Origin of the sequence: Pseudoalteromonas sp. S1612 (assembly GCF_005887175.1) — a bacterium.
Classification (GTDB): Bacteria; Pseudomonadota; Gammaproteobacteria; order Enterobacterales; family Alteromonadaceae; genus Pseudoalteromonas; species Pseudoalteromonas undina.
Genome location: NZ_PNDH01000008.1, coordinates 157725 through 178962, shown reverse-complemented (window position 1 = coordinate 178962; position 21238 = coordinate 157725). Strand labels below are relative to the sequence as shown.

19 protein-coding genes are annotated in these 21238 nt (G+C 39.2%); 11 read left to right on the top strand and 8 right to left on the bottom strand.

Annotated features, from left to right (window positions below):
- Positions 1–22: 22 nt before the first annotated feature.
- The gene (gene murJ / locus CWB78_RS03605; protein WP_502705091.1) at positions 23–1561 is read right to left on the bottom strand and encodes a murein biosynthesis integral membrane protein MurJ; all 1539 of its coding nucleotides are present in this window, start codon (positions 1559–1561) and stop codon (positions 23–25) included.
- A gap of 295 nt (positions 1562–1856) precedes the next feature.
- Between murJ and rpsT the strand changes: the two genes are divergently transcribed.
- Positions 1857–2117: a 30S ribosomal protein S20 gene (gene rpsT / locus CWB78_RS03600; protein WP_008114420.1), complete on the top strand. Its 261-nt coding sequence runs from the start codon at positions 1857–1859 to the stop codon at positions 2115–2117.
- 67 nt (positions 2118–2184) lie between these two features.
- Here rpsT and CWB78_RS03595 read toward each other — a convergent pair whose 3' ends face one another.
- Positions 2185–2568 carry a response regulator gene (locus CWB78_RS03595; RefSeq protein WP_008114419.1) on the bottom strand — a complete coding sequence of 128 codons (384 nt, stop codon included), beginning with the start codon at positions 2566–2568 and terminating at the stop codon, positions 2185–2187.
- 108 nt (positions 2569–2676) lie between these two features.
- Here CWB78_RS03595 and CWB78_RS03590 point away from each other — a divergent pair, with 108 nt between their 5' ends.
- The 3 genes from CWB78_RS03590 to smrA all read left to right on the top strand — a co-directional run bounded on the left by CWB78_RS03590 (position 2677) and on the right by smrA (position 4427).
- Positions 2677–3096, top strand: a complete 420-nt coding sequence (locus tag CWB78_RS03590; RefSeq protein ID WP_138594244.1) for a hypothetical protein — start codon at positions 2677–2679, stop codon at positions 3094–3096.
- 106 nt (positions 3097–3202) lie between these two features.
- Positions 3203–3448 (top strand): hypothetical protein, encoded by a 246-nt coding sequence (locus tag CWB78_RS03585; RefSeq protein WP_008114416.1) that lies wholly within the window; start codon positions 3203–3205, stop codon positions 3446–3448.
- A 397-nt stretch (positions 3449–3845) separates the two neighbouring features.
- Positions 3846–4427: a DNA endonuclease SmrA gene (smrA, locus tag CWB78_RS03580; RefSeq protein WP_109875552.1), complete on the top strand. Its 582-nt coding sequence runs from the start codon at positions 3846–3848 to the stop codon at positions 4425–4427.
- Between the two features lie 257 nt (positions 4428–4684).
- On the opposite strand, the gene CWB78_RS03575 is transcribed toward smrA, so the two are convergent.
- Positions 4685–5605 carry a 2-hydroxyacid dehydrogenase gene (locus CWB78_RS03575; protein WP_075170610.1) on the bottom strand — a complete coding sequence of 307 codons (921 nt, stop codon included), beginning with the start codon at positions 5603–5605 and terminating at the stop codon, positions 4685–4687.
- 159 nt (positions 5606–5764) lie between these two features.
- On the opposite strand from CWB78_RS03575, the gene olsF reads away from it, so the two are divergent.
- Entirely contained in the window at positions 5765–7495 is a 1731-nt protein-coding gene (gene olsF, locus CWB78_RS03570) for a bifunctional ornithine lipid synthase OlsF (protein ID WP_075170611.1), read from the top strand.
- A gap of 67 nt (positions 7496–7562) precedes the next feature.
- Here the strand turns inward: olsF and dapE are convergent, their stop codons facing one another.
- Together dapE and CWB78_RS03560 are read right to left on the bottom strand one after the other, a co-directional pair.
- Positions 7563–8753 carry a succinyl-diaminopimelate desuccinylase gene (gene dapE, locus CWB78_RS03565; protein ID WP_075170612.1) on the bottom strand — a complete coding sequence of 397 codons (1191 nt, stop codon included), beginning with the start codon at positions 8751–8753 and terminating at the stop codon, positions 7563–7565.
- A gap of 71 nt (positions 8754–8824) precedes the next feature.
- Entirely contained in the window at positions 8825–10243 is a 1419-nt protein-coding gene (locus tag CWB78_RS03560) for an MATE family efflux transporter (RefSeq protein WP_054202105.1), read from the bottom strand.
- A 273-nt stretch (positions 10244–10516) separates the two neighbouring features.
- On the opposite strand from CWB78_RS03560, the gene CWB78_RS03555 reads away from it, so the two are divergent.
- A complete protein-coding gene (locus CWB78_RS03555) occupies positions 10517–11170 on the top strand; it encodes an OmpW/AlkL family protein (protein WP_010391257.1) in 654 nt (217 codons plus the stop codon).
- A gap of 53 nt (positions 11171–11223) precedes the next feature.
- On the opposite strand, the gene CWB78_RS03550 is transcribed toward CWB78_RS03555, so the two are convergent.
- Both CWB78_RS03550 and tyrR read right to left on the bottom strand, forming a co-directional pair.
- A complete protein-coding gene (locus CWB78_RS03550; protein ID WP_008109547.1) occupies positions 11224–11760 on the bottom strand; it encodes a thioesterase family protein in 537 nt (178 codons plus the stop codon).
- A gap of 112 nt (positions 11761–11872) precedes the next feature.
- The gene (gene tyrR / locus CWB78_RS03545) at positions 11873–13429 is read right to left on the bottom strand and encodes a transcriptional regulator TyrR (RefSeq protein WP_008109548.1); all 1557 of its coding nucleotides are present in this window, start codon (positions 13427–13429) and stop codon (positions 11873–11875) included.
- A gap of 743 nt (positions 13430–14172) precedes the next feature.
- Here tyrR and CWB78_RS03540 point away from each other — a divergent pair.
- The 5 genes from CWB78_RS03540 to CWB78_RS03520 all read left to right on the top strand — a co-directional run bounded on the left by CWB78_RS03540 (position 14173) and on the right by CWB78_RS03520 (position 20574).
- Complete coding sequence (locus CWB78_RS03540; protein ID WP_008109550.1) at positions 14173–15672, top strand: peptide MFS transporter; 1500 nt, start codon at positions 14173–14175, stop codon at positions 15670–15672.
- Positions 15673–16232: 560 nt separating this feature from the next.
- A complete protein-coding gene (gene hppD, locus CWB78_RS03535; protein ID WP_008109551.1) occupies positions 16233–17279 on the top strand; it encodes a 4-hydroxyphenylpyruvate dioxygenase in 1047 nt (348 codons plus the stop codon).
- Between the two features lie 211 nt (positions 17280–17490).
- On the top strand, positions 17491–18804 hold the full coding sequence (gene fahA, locus CWB78_RS03530; protein WP_138594242.1) for a fumarylacetoacetase: 1314 nt from the start codon (positions 17491–17493) through the stop codon (positions 18802–18804).
- 143 nt (positions 18805–18947) lie between these two features.
- Positions 18948–20102 (top strand): M23 family metallopeptidase, encoded by a 1155-nt coding sequence (locus CWB78_RS03525; protein ID WP_055011704.1) that lies wholly within the window; start codon positions 18948–18950, stop codon positions 20100–20102.
- Positions 20092–20574, top strand: coding sequence for a bactofilin family protein (locus tag CWB78_RS03520; protein ID WP_008109555.1), 483 nt, complete (start codon positions 20092–20094; stop codon positions 20572–20574). The genes CWB78_RS03525 and CWB78_RS03520 overlap by 11 nt, the downstream gene beginning before the upstream one ends.
- 83 nt (positions 20575–20657) lie before the next feature.
- Here CWB78_RS03520 and CWB78_RS03515 read toward each other — a convergent pair whose 3' ends face one another.
- Positions 20658–21131, bottom strand: a complete 474-nt coding sequence (locus CWB78_RS03515; protein ID WP_008109556.1) for a hotdog fold domain-containing protein — start codon at positions 21129–21131, stop codon at positions 20658–20660.
- Positions 21132–21238: the final 107 nt, after the last annotated feature.

Here is a 21238-nt window from a genome sequence, read left to right as displayed (position 1 = left end):
GTGTCCGATTATAATCTTTTTTTTAATTTGATTCAGTAATTGCTACACTTTTTATCGTATTTAGTCTTACCCCCATCAAAAACAACATAAAAAAGTAACTAACAATCGCAATAATTAATAACACAACCAATAACATAACTTGTTCGCTAAAGTGCCAACTAACCCAGTCATATTGCCTACTGGTAAACCAAACCAATGCGCCCATTGTTATACTTGCCAACAAACACTTCAAAGTGAAGTAGCCACTCATGCTGGAAAACTGATAAACATTCTCTTTTTTAAGCTGTCGATACAGTAAGTAGGCATTACAACTTGCCGACATTGAGGTTGCCAGTGCCAAACCTAAATAGCCAATAAATGGTGCCAGCATAATATTAAACACCATATTTAGTACCAAAGTAATAATACCAATGCGTACCGGTGTTTTAGTATCTTGTCGAGAATAAAACCCAGGCGCGAGGACTTTAATTAACATAAAACTGACTAATCCCACTGAGTAGGCAACCACCCCTAAGCTCACCGCCTTAACATGATCGATGCCCGCTTCTTTGAAAGCGCCATGATCAAACAGCACGGTAATAATAAGCGGGCTTATAATCATCAATCCTATCATTGCTGGAAGCCCTAAAAAAATCACAAACCTCACTCCCCAATCTAGGGTATGTTGAAAGTCGCTACTTTTTTTACTGCTGTGTAATTTTGACAGCGCAGGCAAAATTACCGTCGCAATACCAATGCCAAATAAACCAAGTGGGAATTCAATCAGTCTATCTGAGTAATACAGCCAAGCGATAGAGCCTGTCATCAATAATGAAGCTATTACCGTATCGAGTAATAAGTTAATTTGACTAATTGATACACCAAATAAGGCTGGGAGCATTAACTTGCGTACTTTTTTCACATTTTCATCTTGCCAACCCCAGCGCGGGCGCGCTAGCATTTTTGCTTTATACAAAAACGGCAGTTGAAATAATAGCTGTACCACGCCTCCTAAAAACACGCCAACAGCTAACGCATAAGCGCCTACAGAAAACTGATCATGTAATAAAATGGCACAACTAATGATGGATACATTGAGTAACACCGGAGTAAAAGCCGCAACGGCAAAACGATTATAAACGTTCATCACAGCGCCACTGAGCGCCACAAGGCTTACAAAAAACAAATAAGGAAAAGTCAGTTTTAATAGCGAGCTGGCAAGCTCAAACTTTTCTGCGTCAGCCCCCCCTTGCCACCAATCAATAAACCAACCAGTACCAAATAATGCAACAATAACAGGTGATGCTATTACACCAAAAAGTGTCACTATCAGTAAAATAGTGCCTAAAGTACCGGCGGCTTGGGCAACAAATATTCTGACCTTCTCATCGCCTTGCTGCTGTTTAATTTCACTTAATACCGGTACAAATGCTTGCGCAAAAGCCCCTTCGGCAAATAAACGGCGTAAAAAATTAGGAATACGGTTAGCAAATAAAAATACATCGGCCGCAGCGCCTGCGCCCAACAAGTTAGCTACGACGGCATCTCGTACTAGCCCTAAAATACGCGAGATCATTGTCATTGCACTTACAATCATCCCAGAACGAAACAAACCTTTTGACACTATGAATCCATATTAAAAATCAGCAATTAAGTTAATTATGCCATAGTCTTTTTTATAAATCGCTTTAAAGCACTAGGCTGGAACCCCTTGCTTTGTTACAATAGCGCTATTAACTGCTAAAGCGGCAAATTGATGTTCGTTATAAGGAGCAGTTTTTCTTGGATTGTTAAAATTAAATTGACATTCATGATAAAAACAGGCATATTCCACGGCCTTTAATTTAAGCTTTATTTAAGATTGTTAGGAGCAAACCTTGGCTAACATCAAGTCTGCAAAAAAACGCGCTATCACAAGCGAAAAAAACCGTCAGCACAACGCAAGCCGTCGTTCAATGATGCGTACTTACTTCAAAAAAGTAATCGTAGCTATTGAAGCTGGCGATAAAGAAGCTGCACAGCAAGCTTTTTCTGTTGCTACACCTATCCTAGACCGTTACGCAACTAAGGGTCTAATCCACAAAAACAAAGCTGCTCGTCATAAGAGCCGTTTAGCTGCTAAAATTAAAGCGCTATAATTTGTTTTTGCAAGATTAAAAAAACCGGCTTTTGCCGGTTTTTTTTTGCCCAAAATAAATGCGCCTATTAAACGTTATCAAGCTCTGGGTAAAACTTTTTCAACATCGCCGCAATTTTCTTTGGAGAAAATGGCTTAACTACAAATCCTTTAGCCCCTCTATCTATCGCATCCTTCACATTTTCAACGCCTGAATGAGCCGACACCATCACCACGTTTGTCTCTGGTGATAACTCATTAATTTGCGCAATAAGCTCTTTACCGTCGCCATCAGGTAGTTCTATATCTAAAAATATAATATTAAAATTGGCTGCACGACACTCGCTAATGCACTGCGCGGCCGTTGACGCCTCTTTTACATTCTCTATCCCTAAATGCATCAATGTTTGACTGAGAAAGCTACGCACCGTGCTAACATCATCAACTATTAAAATAGATAGCTGCGTATTCATATATAATCCTTATAGGCTAAAGCCATGTCTGCGAAATTGGTGATTTGCTTAAAATACAAATATTTACTTTATTATAGAGAGCTAAGCTAAAAAGGCCAGATTTGCTTTATGTCGAAAACCACAAAAAAGAGTCGCCGCAAAAAAAATAAAACGATTACTGTTAAACCTACACCCACTAATAAGCTTGCAAACCTTGGCTCACAATTAAAGCCGCAATCAAAGAACACTAAGAGTGGTATCAAGCTGACCCTGTTTTTTATTTTCACGATATTATTACTTATACTTGTTTTAGTGCCAAAGCCAAGCTTACTTACTTATAAAAAATCATCTATGGTAAGCCAAAGTGTGTATTGGCCAGGGCTGTTTTCAAGCGAACCAAAACTACTGGACTCAACCCTCCACCCGCAACTGGATAAGGAGCATAGAACCCTTTACCTATGTATTGATTTACAGCAACCGCAGAGCTGCCAAAAATATCGAATTATTGCTGAAGAAGGAATATTTTCAGTATTGCTTACTTACTTTTAACATTAAAAAAACTAATCTGAAAATTTAAAATTACTTGGTTGAAAGCTGTGCAAAAGATCAACATAATGGCGCTCCTTTTTTCAACAACTGAACTATTGAAACGACCATGCTAAACGAGCTAGATTGGCTTTTAAATACATTACTACTTGCACTAGGTTTAGGTGCATTCTTTATTAACCAACTGACACTGCTTCGCGTTGCTGCGATTAGTGCTTGTGGTTTGTTATTCCTATCATTTAGCTTAGATCTTATGTCGTCGAGTATTATTTCAAATATGAGTTTAGTTTTGATCAACACATTTTATTTGTTTAAAGTTTATACATTTGGACAATTTACTGTATCTCAGCACTAATTACTTCCCCTTAGAATATTTTATAGCCCAGTTTTTCTGGGCTTTTTTTATTCCACAACTTTAAAAATCTTGGGTCTTAGTTTGAACTAAGTTAAAATTTATCTCGTATTAGGGTCTGTTGACCTTTCAAGGTTAAATTTGCAGCAGTCTGTTTGGTATTTAGGCAAGGCAGAGCCTATGTGGTGTGGTTATTCCCCATAAATAGGTGATAACGCAGCATCAATGCCAAACAGGCGCTGCCCTTAGGGTTCTGCCTAGGGGCGATTTACTCTTTGTTGCTCGGTTTTTACTTAGCCCACTAGGTTACAAACCGAGCGCCGCGATTAAACCGCCCCTAGTTTGAACAAATTTCAATCCGCAAAGGTCAACAGACCCTTGCCTAATTTGAGATAAGCCCATGCCGTTGTCAGATTTCGATTTATTCTTATCCTCTATGGAAGATGTTACCCCTATCAATCACGACACCGTGACATTACCATCTAAAAGCCATAAAACGGTTATCGCACAGCAAGAAAAAAACAAAGCTGCACAATTAAACTTAAACAGTGAACAATTTAATCCGTTAGATGAACCACTTGAATTGCTCGACCCACTCGCCATATTAAGCTTTAAACGAGATGGCGTGCAAAGCCCGGTTTTTAAAAACGTAAGACTAGCTAAATATCAGCTCGATGCGACATTAGATTTACACGGGCAACTTTTAAAAAATGCACATGATTCGTTGCAGGCCTTTATTAAAGATTGCCACCAGCGCAATATAAGAATGGTTCTTGTTCGTCATGGAATAGGAATTAAAAATAAAGCCAAACCGGGTATTTTAAAAAGTTACGTAAACCAGTGGTTGCAAACTATTCCCTGTGTTTTAGCGTTTCATACTGCACTCAGGCAGCATGGAGGAAGTGGTGCAACGTATGTCTTACTGAAGAAAAGTGATGATAAGAAGCATCAAAACCGAGAAATCCACAGCAAGCGTAGCTAATTCCTACTGTGGTAATAAGAGTTAGTTGAGCAGCACTGTCGCATTGGCTTGGTTAAACCAAGCAGATATTCCTAATATAATGATAGATACAACCACAATGCTGATTTTTGCGCCCCCTTGACTGGGTTTCATAATTCATCCTATTTATTATTATTGTTAGAACGGCTTTTAACAATAATAAAAATTACAAATGTTAACAAGCTGTTTCTGTTAAAAGTTAAACAAATTTTAATCCTTTAAAGTCAAACAACTCTAAACTAATAACCTTGCTGCTTATTAATGCAATTAATTAATGGCTGTCTCGCTTTTAAGCGCAAAATATTATCTGCTATTTGTTCAACAACACTATCTAGATCTGACAACGCAGCACAATGCGGCGTTAAAGTAATATTTGGGTGCTGCCAATAAGGGTGTTCGCTTGGTAGTGGCTCACTGGCAAATACATCAAGCGTTGCTGCTCGTAAACGTGCGTTGTTGAGCGCATCGAGCAAATCAGCTTCAACAACATGCTCACCTCGGGCCACATTAATTAACACGGCGTGCTCAGGAAGTTGCTTAAGCAACTGTTGATTAATAATACCTTTGGTATTGCTAGTAAGTGGCAATAGACAGATTAAATAATCTGTATTCACTAACATATCATTTAGTCCCTGATCACCATGGTAGAGTGTTGCTATGGTTGATGTTTTAGGGCTTCGGCTCCAAGCATTAACTTTAAAACCATTATTAGTCAACCTGTAGGCACAAGCTTGGCCTAATTCGCCAAACCCTAAAATACTGACTCGATCGTGCCTATACGCTCTTTTGGGCTTCCATTCACTTTGCTGTTGTTTTAAGAAATATTCTTTTAATCGCAATTTTTGCGCTAATACATGGGTAAGAACATATTCAGCCATGTCGTTGGCTAACTGTTTATCGACAATGCGCACTACTTCAACATGTGCAGGTAGTAAACTTAAATCGATACTATCAACCCCAGCACCAAACGATGACACCGCTTTCAAATTTATCAACTTTGGCCATAAAGACGCGGGCGCATTCCAAGCCAGTACAAATTCCACACTTGCAAAATCTTGGCAATCATCAAGCTGCTCAATTTGAATATTGGGTAATTGTGATTGCATTTTTGCAATTAATTTTGTGTTATCTCGACCGGTAATCGCGACTAAAACTGACATGATGATTCCTTAAAAAGTAACCGTAAATAGTAGTACTGGTATGGTTTAATTCAATAGTAAGTAAACGGTTTTAAAAAGTCACACAACTGACCGCGTATTGTCATATCCGCACTCTAAGCTAAACATATTGGCCTTAGCCTAGTATAAAAAGAGGTGCGTATGATCAGTGTAGATAAAGTAATAGCAACCAATTTACCACAGTTAACTAACTCATTTAAAATAAAAAAACTGGTAAAAAAAAGTCTTAGCTACTTATTACATGAACAAGAATTTACAAACTTTGCAACTGCCTATCCCCACCTTCAAGGAATAGAATTTGTAGAGCAAGTACTTGATGAACTTGATTTTGAAACTCGTTATAAAGCTAAGCAAATAGAAAATATTCCCAGTGAAGGAAAAATTGTCATTATTGCAAACCACCCTATCGGCTCCTTAGATGCGCTTGCATTAATTAATGTGTTATCAACGGTAAGAGCCGATTTAAAAGTGGTGGCTAACCGTATGTTAATGACCGTTGACGCCATGCATTCGTTATTACTACCCGTTGATAACCTATCAGGGCAAAGTAAAAAACAAGAGCTGAGTAATATCCACCAGCACTTAAAAAATGAAGGAGCGTTACTTATTTTCCCTGCCGGTGAAGTTTCTCGACTTCGTCCTACGGGTATAAAAGACTGCAAATGGAACAGTGGCTTTTTACGCATTGCTAAAAAGGCTAACAGCCCTATTTTGCCTATCTATATTAAAGCCAGAAATAGTCCGCTGTTTTACGGCGCATCAATGCTTTATAAACCACTGGCTAGCTTATTACTGGTAAAAGAAATGTTTAAGCAACGTCAAAAATCACTCGAGTTTGAAATTGGCGCTTCCATTGCTCCTGAGTCTTATTTAATCCCAGACTTAAAAGACAAAGAAGTGGTTGAGCTAATCCGTAAGCAACTATACCGTTTAACCACAAAAAAAACGCTACCATTAAAAACTCATGCTCCAATTGCCTCTCCTGAATGTAAAAAAGAATTAAAAAAAGCCATAGAATGCTGCGAACATTTAGGTAAAACCAGTGATGGCATGGTGATTTATTTGTACCAATACCAAGGAAGCTCTCCCTTATTTCGTGAACTGGGCCGCTTACGAGAAATCGCTTTTCGGGCTGTAGGTGAAGGTAGTGGAAACCGCCGAGACATAGATAAATACGATATGCACTATCAGCACTTAGTATTGTGGGATGAACATGCACTAGAGTTGGTGGGTGCTTACCGATTAGCTTGTGCACAGGATGTGATTGAACAACACTCACAAAGTGGGCTTTATACCGATAGCCTATTTAATTATACCCAAGATATGAATCCTTATTTTAAACAAGGCATAGAGCTAGGCCGAAGCTTTGTACAACCTAAATATTGGGGCAGAAAAAGTCTCGACTACTTATGGTATGGTATTGGCGCTTTTATAAATCGCTACCCTCAATACCGTTACTTATTTGGTGCGGTGAGTGTGTCAAACGCACTACCTGAGCAAGCAAAGTCTTTATTAGTGCATTATTATCAGCACTATTATGGCTGTGAAAAATCACTCGCAACGCCTAACAATGCTTTTCGTCACACACCTGATCAGCAAACTCAGTGCACTAACTTGTTCGAGGGTAATAATATAAAAGAAGATTTTGTAGAGCTTAAACACATACTCGCTAACATGGGCACGCATGTACCCACACTATTTAAACAATATACAGAGCTATGCGAACCAAATGGTGTTAAATTTTTAAGCTTTAGTATTGATCCACAATTCAATAATTGTATTGATGGCCTAGTATTGGTTGATCTTGAAAAAGTAAAACCAAGCAAAGCAAAGCGCTACTTGGGTACTGATAAATCAGCATCAGCAAGTTAAAGCGTTAACCCTTAATCGAATAACTATTAAAGCGGCATTAAGCGGCGCTTTAATAGTTATTAATACTTCAAGGCTGAGTAAAAATACCATCGAGTAATTGCGTATAAATCTTTTCTATTTCTAACAAGTCGCAAATCGGTACATGTTCATTAACCTGATGAATACTATGGTTTCGTACCCCACACTCTATGACTTGTGTTTCTTGCTGTGCAAAAAATCGTCCGTCCGACGTCCCACCACTGGTGCTTAATAAAGGATAATTCCCCGTCACTTTAAAAATTGCCTGCTCTAACTGAGCGAGTAAGCAACTCTCAATCTTATGGCTTGTATAATAGGGTTCACATGGACGCTCCCACTGTATAACCAAATGCTCGCTGAAATCCTTCAGTGCAGCAAACACACGTTGCTTAACATGTTTACTTTTATACCCATGGCTATAGCGAATATTAAAAGTAATATCACACTGAGCTGGCACGAGGTTATCTAGCACATTATCAATATTAATACCGGTGACTTGCAGCGTTGTTTTTGAACTAAGTTCATCTAAAGGCCAGTCTATTTGTGTGAGCCTGTTAACCACTTCAGCACTGATGTGCGCAGCATTAATGGTATTCTCAGGATAGGCTACATGCCCAGCCTTTCCTTGAATAGCTAATCGCGCAGATAAGGCTCCACGTCGACCATTTTTTATAGTGTCACCTACCTGCAGGTGGCTGGTTGGCTCACCAACAATACAGCCATCAAGCACAACGCCCTGTTGTGCTAATCGCTTGGCAATCAGCACAGAGCCATGCTCCGCCTCACCTTCTTCATCTGAGGTGATCAGCCAAAATAATGTTCCCTGCTTTTGCTGCGCGCTGTTTATTAACGTCTGCGTTGCACTAAGCATCGCGGCAATGCCTCCTTTCATATCGGCGGCACCACGCCCATAAATTGCATCGTTAATTATGTGTCCACCAAACGGATCGGCTAACCAGCCACCTTGCGTTGCGGGTACCACATCAATATGCCCAGAAAATGCCACCACGGGGCCTGCCCCAAAGGTTATTTTTGCAATTAAGTTTGTCACATTATTAGAACTAAATTGCTCTGTACTAAAGCCTAACTCAGTAAGGTGATTCGCAAGCCACTCAATGCCACCAGCTGGATTAGGAGTAATCGATTTAAATCGGATCAGAGTTTGTAAGTGACTCACTGTTTTTAACTGTGCAATAGTTAAGTACGGCGCTTGTGCTTTTGTATTGATAGCTTTTGTCATAATAAACACACCTCGTTTTAGCAGTGTATTTATTACAACGACTTTTTATGACCGCATTATGAATTTACTAGCTAACGTGCGCCCTCTTCTATTAATGTTTCTCGTGTAACCTGTACTATGTGCTTATCTTCTTTAGTTAACTTGGTTTTTTTCCAAGAGCCACGCATAAACCATGCAAATGCTATCAATGCGATGGTTATGTTAGTAATTGCAAAAGAATACCAAATGCCTTGATCGCCAAGCTCAGTATGATTAGAAAGAATATAAGCGGCAGGGAACTGCACTACACATTGTGATAATAACGCGATAACCATTGCATTGAGCATATTACCTGAGGCACGAAAAGCAGCAACAATACAAAGTTGCACCCCTATTCCACCCCAACTTAAGCACATTACTTGAATAAACTGCGCCCCATTAGTAATAACGTCATTATCGTCAGGAATAAAAAATGCAACTAATGAATCTGCGTATAAATATGCAATGGCGCCAACACATGAGAGCCCTAACAATCCCCACACACTAGCAAGTTTAGTGATCTGCTCAGCCCGCTTGATATTACCAGCCCCCATATTTTGCCCAACCAAGGTTGATACCGCCATTGATAAGCCCATAGCGGGGATCATTACCATTTGCAAAATATTAGAGCCAACACCATAAGCAGCAATTGTCGTAGTACCAAAGCTGGCAACTAGAAATGACATGATGATCAAACCAAATGCACGTGTCGATAATTCAATAGAGCCAGGCGCTCCCAAGAAAAAAGCGCGCTTAATATAGTGCCAGTCGGGGTAAAAGCTTTTTAGCTGTAATTGAATACCATGGCGACCACGTAAAAATATAATGATGCCCGCAAGCGCCGCTAAGCTCTGTGTAACCAATGTTGCTAGCGCAGCGCCCATCACACCAAGCCCCTCAAAACGACCATAGCCAAATATGAATAACGGATCGAGTATAAAGTTAAGTAACACGGTTGTGCTGACTATAATTAACGGCACCTTAGTTTGCCCAATACCCCGCATCAGCGATTGAAACATGGCATAAATAAATACAAAAATAACGCCAATAAAAGATACATGCATAAACTTAAGCGCATCACTATATACGGCCGCTTCAACCCCCAGTAAGGTTAAAAAATAAGGTGATAATGCATAGCCTAGTAACCCAAGTAATAGTGCAACTAATGTCACCATTAACACCGTTTGCGCGGCAACATGGTTAACCTTATCTTGTTGTCCTGCCCCCATGTATTGGGCTGATAAAATCGCCCCAGCCATAGCAAATCCTGAACCTATCGCAATAACTAAAAATGTGACAGGCATACTAATAGATACAGCAGCCACTTGCGCAGCCCCTAACCGGCCAACCCAAAAAGCATCTGTAAGCTGATAAGCAGACTGCAAAATATTAATGAGGACAATAGGAATGCCTAATTTTAATAGCGCTTTGGCAATAGAGCCTTGAAGAAATAGTTGACCAGAGGGAGTCATGAGGCCGCTTACTTTTATTAAACCGTGAACATAGACCTAGTTTAACAAAACTAGCTGATTATATTCTGAATACTTCGTTTACGGCCGGTATTTAAGTGATCAGTCAATAATTTTTGAGCACTAAGTAAGTAAAAGTTTAATCTAAATCAATAAATAGAGGCTCTTTACTTATACGCTTTTGAAACTTTGATCTAGAACAGGTTTTTATTTTTAAACTCGAGCGATAATAGCCTCAATCAACAAATAGTCACACAGTAGTTCACGGAGAACAACATGAAAACTAAACTAAGCATTGCAATACTTACTTCTTTACTAGCTCTTTCTCCTGCAGCACACGCTAACTTTAGCGTTAATGTTGGCGCAATTAATGTTAACCCTGATAACGATGGCTCAAAGATTAACGAAGCACCTACTCTTGGTTTAAAAGGTGATTCAAATACTCAGTTAGGTATTACTGTAGATTATGCATTTAACGACCAATGGGTGTTAGAGCTTATTGCAGCAACGCCATTCTCTCATGATGTAGAAGGTACAGGCGGTTTAGCTGGTAATAAAATTGCCGACATTAAACATTTACCACCATCACTGGTTGCACAATACCACTTTTTAGACAGCAGCTACGCACTTCGTCCATTTGTTGGTGTAGGTATTAACTATACGACGTTCTTTGACGAGCAGCCTTCTGCAGCACTTAAAGCAACTTTAAATACTGACGACGTGGAAGTAAAACTAGATGATTCATTTGGTTTTGTTGCTCAAGTAGGTGCTAACTACAAGATTGATGAGAAATGGGGCCTACACGCTATGGTATCTATCATGGATATAGATACTGATGCGACTGTATATGCTAATGGCGCAAAAGCATTAACTTCAACCGTGTCACTTGACCCTGTTGTAGCTATGTTTGGTCTTAAATACTCGTTTTAATAACGATTATGTGTGTGTTAAAAAGGCCGTAAGGCCTTTTTTTTTGCGTGTAATTAACGAGGTAAGTTATTTACTTTTTTTTGTTCAAGCATTTCTTTCCAATGAATTATTTCTGCCGGTAAAATAGGTGCTACGCCTTCAAAACCAGCAACCTCCAGCATATGCTCAACGCTTACCACCCCTTTTTTACTTTTAAATACGCCACGTACATAGGCAATTGCATGTAAGCCACGCTCTGAATGAAATTTTTGTTCAATATAAAAGTATTTATGATCCCAGCCGACTAAACGGGTACTAATGGTAAAGCGCTGCATAGGCTTAATATCACGGATATAAGTAATGGCGGTTGCATTAACAATAGGAAACCAACGACGCTTCATTATTTGCTTTAGTAAACCAACTCGCTCGGTCATCCATGTGCGCGATAAATCCATCATTGCTAAATAGCGTGAATTAGTTAAGTGCAAATTAATATCACAGTCACTTGGCAGTGCTTTGTAGTCTATATCAACCGTGTCTAACAATGATTGATAATCACGATTACGTTTAATTTTGAAAAATAATAGTAGCAGTCTAAAATATAAATTCACAGTAGAGGTCTTACCAGTTTGTTTTTTGTGAGTGTATCATAGCAATTGATCCCCTAGGGTATTTTTACACCAAGGGGTCAATCACTAAGAAAGGTTGTTTTAATATCTATCTTTAAACTTTAACCGTTTTACGATTAATACCGTAATCACGTAGTTTATTAGCTACCGCTGTATGGCTTAGCCCTAAGCGCTTAGCTAACTGACGTGAACTTGGATAAGCTGGATAAAGCTTACGCAATAAGGTAGCTTCAAAACGCTTAACCGCTTGATCAAGCGAGCCCTCAAAATCAGACTCTAAATAGCCTAAATCATGGGTAAAGGTCGGCAGTTGTAAATGCTCAACTCGCAATTCACTGTCTTCTAACAACGATACCGCACGGTAAATAGCATTTTCTAATTGGCGCACATTACCTGGCCATGGGTAATCTTGTAAAAACGTTAAACACTCTTCAGATAGCTCAGGCACAGTATGGCCATTTTGCTGCGCATATTTTTGAATAAAGTGTTCAGCAAGTGGGCCAACATCGGCTTTACGATCTCTCAGTGGTGCAATTTCTAACGTTAGTACATTAATGCGATAGTATAAGTCTTCTCTAAATACGCCCTCTTGCACCATTGCAGGTAAATCTTTTTGGGTAGCAGCAACTATGCGAACATTTACTTTAACTTCGTTTTCGTCGCCTACTTTTCGAAACGTACCGTCTTGTAAAAAGCGCAGTAATTTAGTTTGGAGCTGAGTCGACATTTCACCCACTTCATCTAAAAATACTGTTCCACCATCCGCTTGTTCAAGTACACCGCGTTTAGGCGCTGCATTTTCTTCATATCCGGCGTAACCAAAAAGTTCTGACTCGGCAACATCATCTGGTAATGAGGCACACGATAAAGCGATAAACGGCTTTACTGAGCGGTTAGATGCATAGTGACAAGCTCGCGCTAATAACTCTTTACCTGTGCCGGTTTCACCGGTGATAAGAATAGGGGCTTCAAGTTGCGCCATTTTTCGCGCTTCGCGTACAACACGACGCATCGCCGTACTAAAATTGTGAATTGTCGCAAAGCTTTCTTGGCCATAGCGTCTAAACGCACTCACTTGCTGACCTAGGCGGCTTTGCGATTTTATATTAATTACCGCACCCGCTAACACATCCCCCTCACTGCCTTGTGGTACAGCAATAGGTAAAATATCGGCAATAAAGTCTTCACCTGCCACTTCTACACGGGTAGTTTGCCCAAGTACTTCTTTGCCTTCTAACCAACGGGTAAAATTAAAACCTTTAAGTAAATTATTGATATTGGCGCCAATGACTTCTTTTTCTGTTAGCTGTAAGTCTTTACACGCCGCGTCGTTACACAAACGCACCCAGCCTTTAGCATCAATAGATATAACACCATCTGGCAGTGCTCTTAATAAGGTGTTTAATTCATTGTGCTCACGTTCAGAAGGTAAAAACGCGGTAGTACGTACATCATGTACACCATCGATCAATCGAATTGAAGGCATAATTTTTTGAAATTGTTCAAATTCAATTTCAGGAAAACTCACATACATACGGCAATTAACTGAGTCGACTTCAATTCCTTTCAAGTCAACATTGTAGCTAACTAAAATATTAAGAATCTCTTGAGCAATACCAACTCGGTCTGCACAGTGAATATCTAAACGCATACACCCTCAGGTAAGGAAAAAACTAATTGGCGTGAATAATACGCTAACTATGATTATCAGCATAGTTTATTGTAAAGAAATTTGGACGAAAAATGTTTTTTTACTTCCTAGAGCGCTTTTTCAAGCACTTAAAATATTTAATCTTGGCTGCTCACTAAAAGTCGGGGTCATTACATGTAAATATAGCCAAACTAACTTTGTATAAATTATATTCTCCAATGGGCTAATCATTGCTGTGCATCCGCTAATATTTGCTCATGTTTAATCTAAACGGTGATTATTAAAATAAAGTAGTAAAGGTTAACGATTGTTGAATAACTTGGTGCTTATAACCCCCCGTAAATAAAGCGGTTTTATATTTTTTCAATAGAACTTAAAACCGGATAAAAGATAGCTTTGCAAAGACAATGTTACTTGTGTTGTTAAATATCTTTTTTGATAAGTTTAGGTGTTTAGTGCAACAACTAGAACTTTAGCTGTTGGTATTTAACAATTACATAACGGATGTGTGATAGCGCGCTCAACGCTTCCCCTCGTACAAAGGTCTATGTATACTTAAGCGCAATTGTAACTAGGATAAGGGTGTGACTCTTACCTAAACGTATAGCTGCGTTTAGCAAACCATTACCTTAGCTGCATAAAAACACTGATGATCGAGCATTTATTATACTTTTTAGAAGTAACAATTTAGCTAAATAAAAAACCACAAGGTCATCAAAACAATAATGAATTAGGAAGTAAATATGAGTTCAAATTCTGACAGTGGCTGGTTTGGTCACCCTAAAGGACTTTCAACCCTGTTTTTCACAGAAATGTGGGAACGAATGAGTTACTACGGTATGCGAGCTATGCTCGTATTATTTATGACAGCAAGTTTACAACAAGAAGGCTTAGGATTTACCGTTGCTTCTGCTGCTGCAATTTATGGCTTATACACAGGTTCAGTATACTTTTTAGGTTTACCTGGTGGCTGGTTAGCAGATAGATTATTTGGTGGTCAAAAAGCAGTATGGTACGGCGGTATCATCATCATGTGTGGCCACATTATTTTAGCCGTTCCGCATGAATATTCTTTTTTCATTGGTTTAATCTTTGTCGCAACGGGTACTGGTTTACTTAAACCTAATATCAGTGCCATGGTTGGTCAGCTTTATACTGACGAAGATGAACGCCGTGACGGTGGTTACGCTATTTACTACATGGGTATTAACTTAGGCTCTTTAATTGGTTACTACGTTTGTGGTTACTTTATGGAAAACGTAGGTTGGCACTGGGCATTTGGTGCAGCTGCTGTAGGTATGGCTATTGGTTTAATACAATACAAGCGTACACTTAATAACTTACCAGAACATAGCTCGTTACCTGCGAATCCATTAAGCCCTAAAGGTGCTTCACGCGCATGGGGCGGTATTGCTGCGTTTGTAATTGTTGTTGCCAGCGTGACTGCTGCTGCGATGACAGGCGCTATAGTTATTAACCCGACTATTGTTGCAGGTTACACAGCAGTTGTATTTACTGTTATCTTTTTCATTTACTTTGGCCTTGTTTATTTCAAAGGCAAACTAACCGACGCTGAAAAGCAAAGAATGTGGGCGCTATTTTTAGTCTGTGTCGCTTCTGCGTGTTTTTGGTCTGGTTTTGAACAAGCGGGTTCTTCATTAAACCTATTTGCTCGTGACTACACAGACCGTCTTATTGGCACATTTGAAATTCCAACGACTTGGTTCCAATCTTTAAACTCGCTATTTATTATTGCCCTATCACCATTTTTTGCCGCTCTTTGGATTAATTTATCTAAGAAAATGGTATCGCCTACTTACAGCGTAAAATGTGCGTTGGGCTTAGTTATTATGGCTTCAGGCTTTTTAGTTATGTTTATGGCAGCGCATTACGCAGCTGAAGGCTTAAAAGTAGCTCCTTACTGGCTGGTTACTACGTATTTCTTACATACAGTGGGTGAGCTTTGTTTAAGCCCAGTCGCATTGAGTGCGGTAAGTAAATTATCTCCTCGTCGCTATACGGGTCAAATGATGGGTGTATTTGTACTGACATACTCAATTGGTAACGTAATTTCAGGATTACTTGCTGGTAACTTTGATCCTAACAATGTTGCAGAAATTCCTAACCTTTACTTACAAATTGCATTATTTAGTATCGGTGTAGGTATCATCTTAGTACTGATGAGCTTCAAAGCTAAGGTATGGGAAAAACAAGGTTTAGAACAAACCGCACCAGCACAATAATTTAAATTAATCACAACGCGTAATTATGCGCTTTGACTAATGATATTAAATACCCCCTGCAGCTAACTGCAGGGGGTATTTTTATGGCTAACTAACCTGAACTCTGGATAATAGATCTCTTAGCCAGAGTTCAGGTTAACTAAATTTGTTGTTACAGCGTAATACTACAGAGTAAGTGGAGTTAATGAATCAAACCCTCAGTATCTATTGCTTTGTTAATGTTGTGAGCAGCTACGCTCAGGTTGAGTGTAAACAATAGAATACAAAAACCACTCTTTTTTTAGTGTGAAAGAACTAAAAAAACAGATGGGCAATTAAATTTAAAACAAATAAATTCAGTAACATACATAAAAAATACGTACATTATCCGAGCTAGCTAATTTTTACTTACCTCGGCACGTATGTAAATAAATATCATACTTTGCTAACCGTCCTGTAAAATTTACACACGCGCTATTTACTAAATAACAACACCCTCTTCCCCAAAGCAGTAATCTGGTTAATCATGCAGGCAATACAATAACTAATAATCGCAGTGCTTAATTGCGGGAGTAATTATAATGAGTGAAGTAAATAATCCTTTAGGTTTGGTTGGTATTGAGTTTACTGAATACGCAACACCCGATGCCGATTACATGGACAAAGTGTTTACCGATTTTGGTTTTTCAAAATTAAAAAAATTCAAAGGTAAAGACATTGTTTATTACAACCAAAACGATATTCATTTTTTACTAAATAATGAACGCGACGGCTTTTCAGCTGAGTTTGCTAAAAACCACGGCCCAGCAATTTGTTCTATGGGCTGGCGTGTAGAGAACGCTCAAGCAGCGTTTGAAGCAGCGGTTAAGCGTGGCGCTAAGCCTGCCACTGATGCAGCTAATAAAGACTTACCATACCCTGCTATTTACGGCATTGGCGATAGCTTAATTTACTTTATTGAACAATTTGGAGATAAAGGCTCTATCTACGATAATGATTTCGAAGATCTGAGCGAGCCAAACAAAGTAGAGAGTAAAGGCTTCTTACGTATCGACCACCTAACCAACAACGTATATAAAGGTACTATGGAAACATGGGCTAACTTTTACAAAGACGTGTTTGGTTTTACCGAAGTACGTTACTTTGATATTAAAGGCCAAAAAACAGCCCTGCTTTCATATGCATTAAAATCACCATGTGGCACCTTCTCTATTCCAATCAATGAAGGTAAAGGTAACGATAATAACCAAATTGATGAATACCTAGGTGAATACAATGGCCCAGGTGTGCAACATTTGGCGTTCTTAACTGACGACTTAGTAAGCTCATTAGATAAGCTTGATAAATCGACTATCGCTACTTTAGATATTATTCCAGAGTACTACGATACTATTTTTGACCGTGTTCCATGGGTTAAAGAAGATAAAGAGAAAATCCGTGAACATCAAATCCTTGTTGATAGCCAAAGCGAAGATTGCTACTTACTGCAAATTTTCTCTAAAAACTTATTTGGTCCTATCTTCATTGAAATGATTCAACGAGTTGATGATGGCGGCTTTGGTGAAGGTAACTTCCAAGCGCTATTCGAATCAATCGAGCGAGATCAAGAACGCCGCGGCGTTTTATAAGCAAATAAAGTAACTTTAAAAAGCAGCGTATTTCGCTGCTTTTTGTCGTTTAATCGTAATTGAGAGGTAAAACTATCTCTCTGTGTGTTTAAATCGCGCTTTTCATCACCATATAGCTAGGTAATAGATGAAATTAACGGGTGCTATATTCTTATTTAATAAATTGATATTTATACTGATAAGCGCGACCAACTAAACCAAAGGAAATGTAATGAGTTTAATTAACGAAACCCATGATATAAATTTAACTAGCTGGGTAGCATCAGCAAATGATGCACAATGTGACTTCCCTATTCAAAACCTACCTTTTGCAGAAGTACGTCGCAAAAATAGCAATGAAGCTTTTCGTGGTGCTGTTGCCATTGGCGATCAGGTTATTGATTTAGCAAAAGTAAATGAACTCGGTATTTTTTCAGGTGACGCCCAAACAGCCGTTGCATCTGCAAGTAACCCGACTTTGAACGAGTTTATGGGATTAGGTGAGCAATATTGGTCAGCGCTTCGTTTAGCACTGTCTAAAGCATTACGTGAAGGCTCTGCTCATCAAGAGCAACTAGCACAAGCGCTTATACCTCAAAGCGAAATTGAATTTGCTCTACCTTGTCGCATTGGCGATTACACTGACTTTTACACATCAATTTATCATGCGACTGCCGTAGGAAGTTTATTCCGTCCCGATAACCCATTACTACCAAACTACAAATGGGTGCCGATTGGTTATCATGGTCGCTCATCGTCTATTGGCGTGTCTGGTCAGCAGTTTCATCGCCCTAAAGGACAAACTAAAGCGCCAGATGCAGAAGTTCCTTCATTTGGTCCATGTAAGCGCCTTGATTATGAGCTGGAACTAGGTATTTACCTAGGTAAAGGTAATGATCTGGGCGATGCTATTGCAATTGAAAATGCTGAAAAGCATGTATTCGGCTTTTGTGTTTTCAACGATTGGTCAGCACGTGATTTACAAGCATGGGAATACCAACCGCTTGGTCCATTCTTAGCGAAAAATTTCGCATCAACCGTGTCTCCATGGATTGTTACCACCGAAGCACTTGCACCATACAGAACAAGCTGGACGCGTGATGAAAATGATCCGCAGCCACTTGAGTACTTAGAATCAACGGCTAACCGTGATCAAGGTGCATTTGATATTCAAATGGATGTTAAAATTCAAACACAAAAAATGCGTGATGAAGGCTACAACCCAACTCAAGTGTCTAAGTCTAGCTTTAAGCACTCATACTGGACTGTAGCGCAAATGGTAACTCACCATACCGTAAACGGGTGTAACTTTATGCCAGGCGACATGCTGGGCTCTGGCACGCAATCAGGGCCTACTCACGAAGAAGCGGGTTCATTACTTGAGCTTTCTTGTGGTGGTAAAGAAAAGATTACTTTAAGTAACGGCGAGCAGCGTAGCTTCTTGGAAGATGGCGACAACGTTATAATGCGTGGCTGGTGTGAAAAAGAAGGCTTTGCACGTATTGGCTTTGGCTTTGTAGAGAGCACCGTACTACCAGCAAAATAATATATAAAATCAATAAACTAGTAAAAAAGGGTTGTTGAATAAGCAGCCCTTTTTTATTAATTAAGCCGAAGTTACAATTTTTTTCTGGCTTTTTTAGTTCAAATTGCTATCTTGAATCCGTTAATAGCCAGTATTTATGTGACATGCCTGTATTTATAAAGTCTTTTTTTAATAAACATTTCCCAGCTCGTCAGCTGCTCATTCGCCAAAATGGTGAAGTAAAGCATGTTGTTTTGGCGCCTTGGTTACAGGTTTCTGTGCTTGCTATTATTTTCATTGCTATTGCATGGATCAGTGTTTCGAGTATCCGTGTTTATATGCAAACACACCAAATTTCTCATATCGAGCAAACTCAGCTTGATAAGCAAGTACAATGGCAACAAAAAGTAAAGCAACAGCAACAACGCTACGCATTGCAGCAAGAGCAGTTAGCTGAACTTGAACAAAAACAAGCTTTACTTCAAGGTATGATTGAATCACTCCCAGCTTCTATCAGCAAAGATGTAATAAAATTAGAGGGTGAGCTTGAATCTTCTCCTATTAATGAGAACGAAAGCGAATTTCATGAGCCGCTCGAAGAAGATAAAACACAAAATAAGCATGCACAAACCAGTTTTGAGCAGCGCTACATCATGCTAAATCAGCAGTACGATACTAATTTCACGTTATTGGCTGCGCAGATTAATCAGCGCCATGATGCGATTATAGAAATACTCAAAGGCACGGGTCTTGAAAATGCACTGGCACAACATCTCGCGTTAAGCACGCAAACAACGGCGCAAGGTGGCCCGCTAGATATACTCGATGAAAGTAAAATTCCTAGTAACTTTCTAGTCATTGCAGATAAGTTGTTATTGTTAAACCAGCTAGAGAGCTTTTTAACTGAGTTGCCAAGTACCCTGCCCTTACCTGCTGCAAAATATTATATTTCCAGTAATTTTGGACTTAGAAAAGACCCAATGAATAAAAGGCGCGCTTTTCATAAAGGCATTGATTTAGCTGGGTGGCATAAAACAGAAATTTTTGCCCCTGCCGATGGCACGGTTCGTCGAGCTGGCCGTAATGGCGGTTATGGTAACTTTATAGAGTTAGAGCATAAAAACGGTGTTGTAACGCGCTTTGGTCACTTAAACAAAATTAATGTTAAAAAAGGTCAATTAGTCACAAAGCACGATGTCATTGGCTTAATGGGCAGTACCGGAAGAAGTACAAGTACTCATTTACACTATGAAGTATTAATAGACGACAAGCATGTCAATCCACTAAAAATAACAAAGGCGCTTTCTCGTGTTTGGTAAAAATAAACAAGCAAAAACAGACTCATCTATTAAGAGAGTGAGTCACACTCCCTCAATCATTTCTAATGATGTGCGTATAACGGGCTCTTTGGTAAGCCAAGGTGAAGTACAACTCGACGGACGTATTGATGGTGACATTAAGGCCGAACATTTAGTGATTGGCACCTCAGGTGTTGTTGAAGGCGTTGTTGAGGCAAGCAGTGTCGTTGTTAAGGGTAAAATCATCGGCTCTTTAAATGCAAGTGAAGTAAAGATCGAAAATAATGCTCATGTACTTGGCGATATATTTCATGACACCCTGAGCATAGAAGCAGGTGCTATTATTGAAGGCAGTTTAAAGCAGCGCTTTGAAAAAGAAGTGATTGAGCATGCTAAAGATAAGCCAAAACCAGCTCACGACGTAAAAGCCATTGTTGATAATGAAGACAGCGGGCTTTCGTTTGTTAATAAGCAGCCTGCAGCTAAAAGCTAGCTACATTAGTTTATAATGGTTTAGCCTGCCTGTTGGCTAAACCATTAATCACCTCTTTAAAATCCCGTTAGCGGCTTATACACTTACTTTTTCTGTGTTATATACATGGTTATGTCTGCGGTAAAAACCAGTTCGTTACGCGTATTGTAAAGCTTTACCGGTACGACTAAATCTTCTTTATCAATCCATTGATGAGGCAAGTCAATTTCAGCGATAGCGGTAACATCAGTGTCTACCTTAGCCAGGTACTGTACTGTCATTCCCTTAGGGATCCAACGGTGGGTTTTATAAGGTACTGTTGCATCAACCATCACCCCCGCACACAGCTCAGCCAAATTACATTGTGCGATAGCGTGAATAGTGCCAATGTGATTGTGTACACGGCGTGTGTTTTTAACCACAGCACTACAGTGCCCTGCTTTTAAATCTAAAATAGTAGGTTTCATAGAGCCAAAGTAAGGCGCTTTAAAACATACGGCTTTACTAAACAGCCAGTTACCAAACGGCAGCTTTTTAAATTTATGCCACGTTTTTATTAATGCAGACTCATTACTCATTATTGTTTTTCCATTGTCTTTGCTTAAAAAGCAAATTAACACATCGGATCAGTTTAAAGAAGTGTGATACTTAAACAAAAATAATCATAATAAAGTTAAAAGTAGGT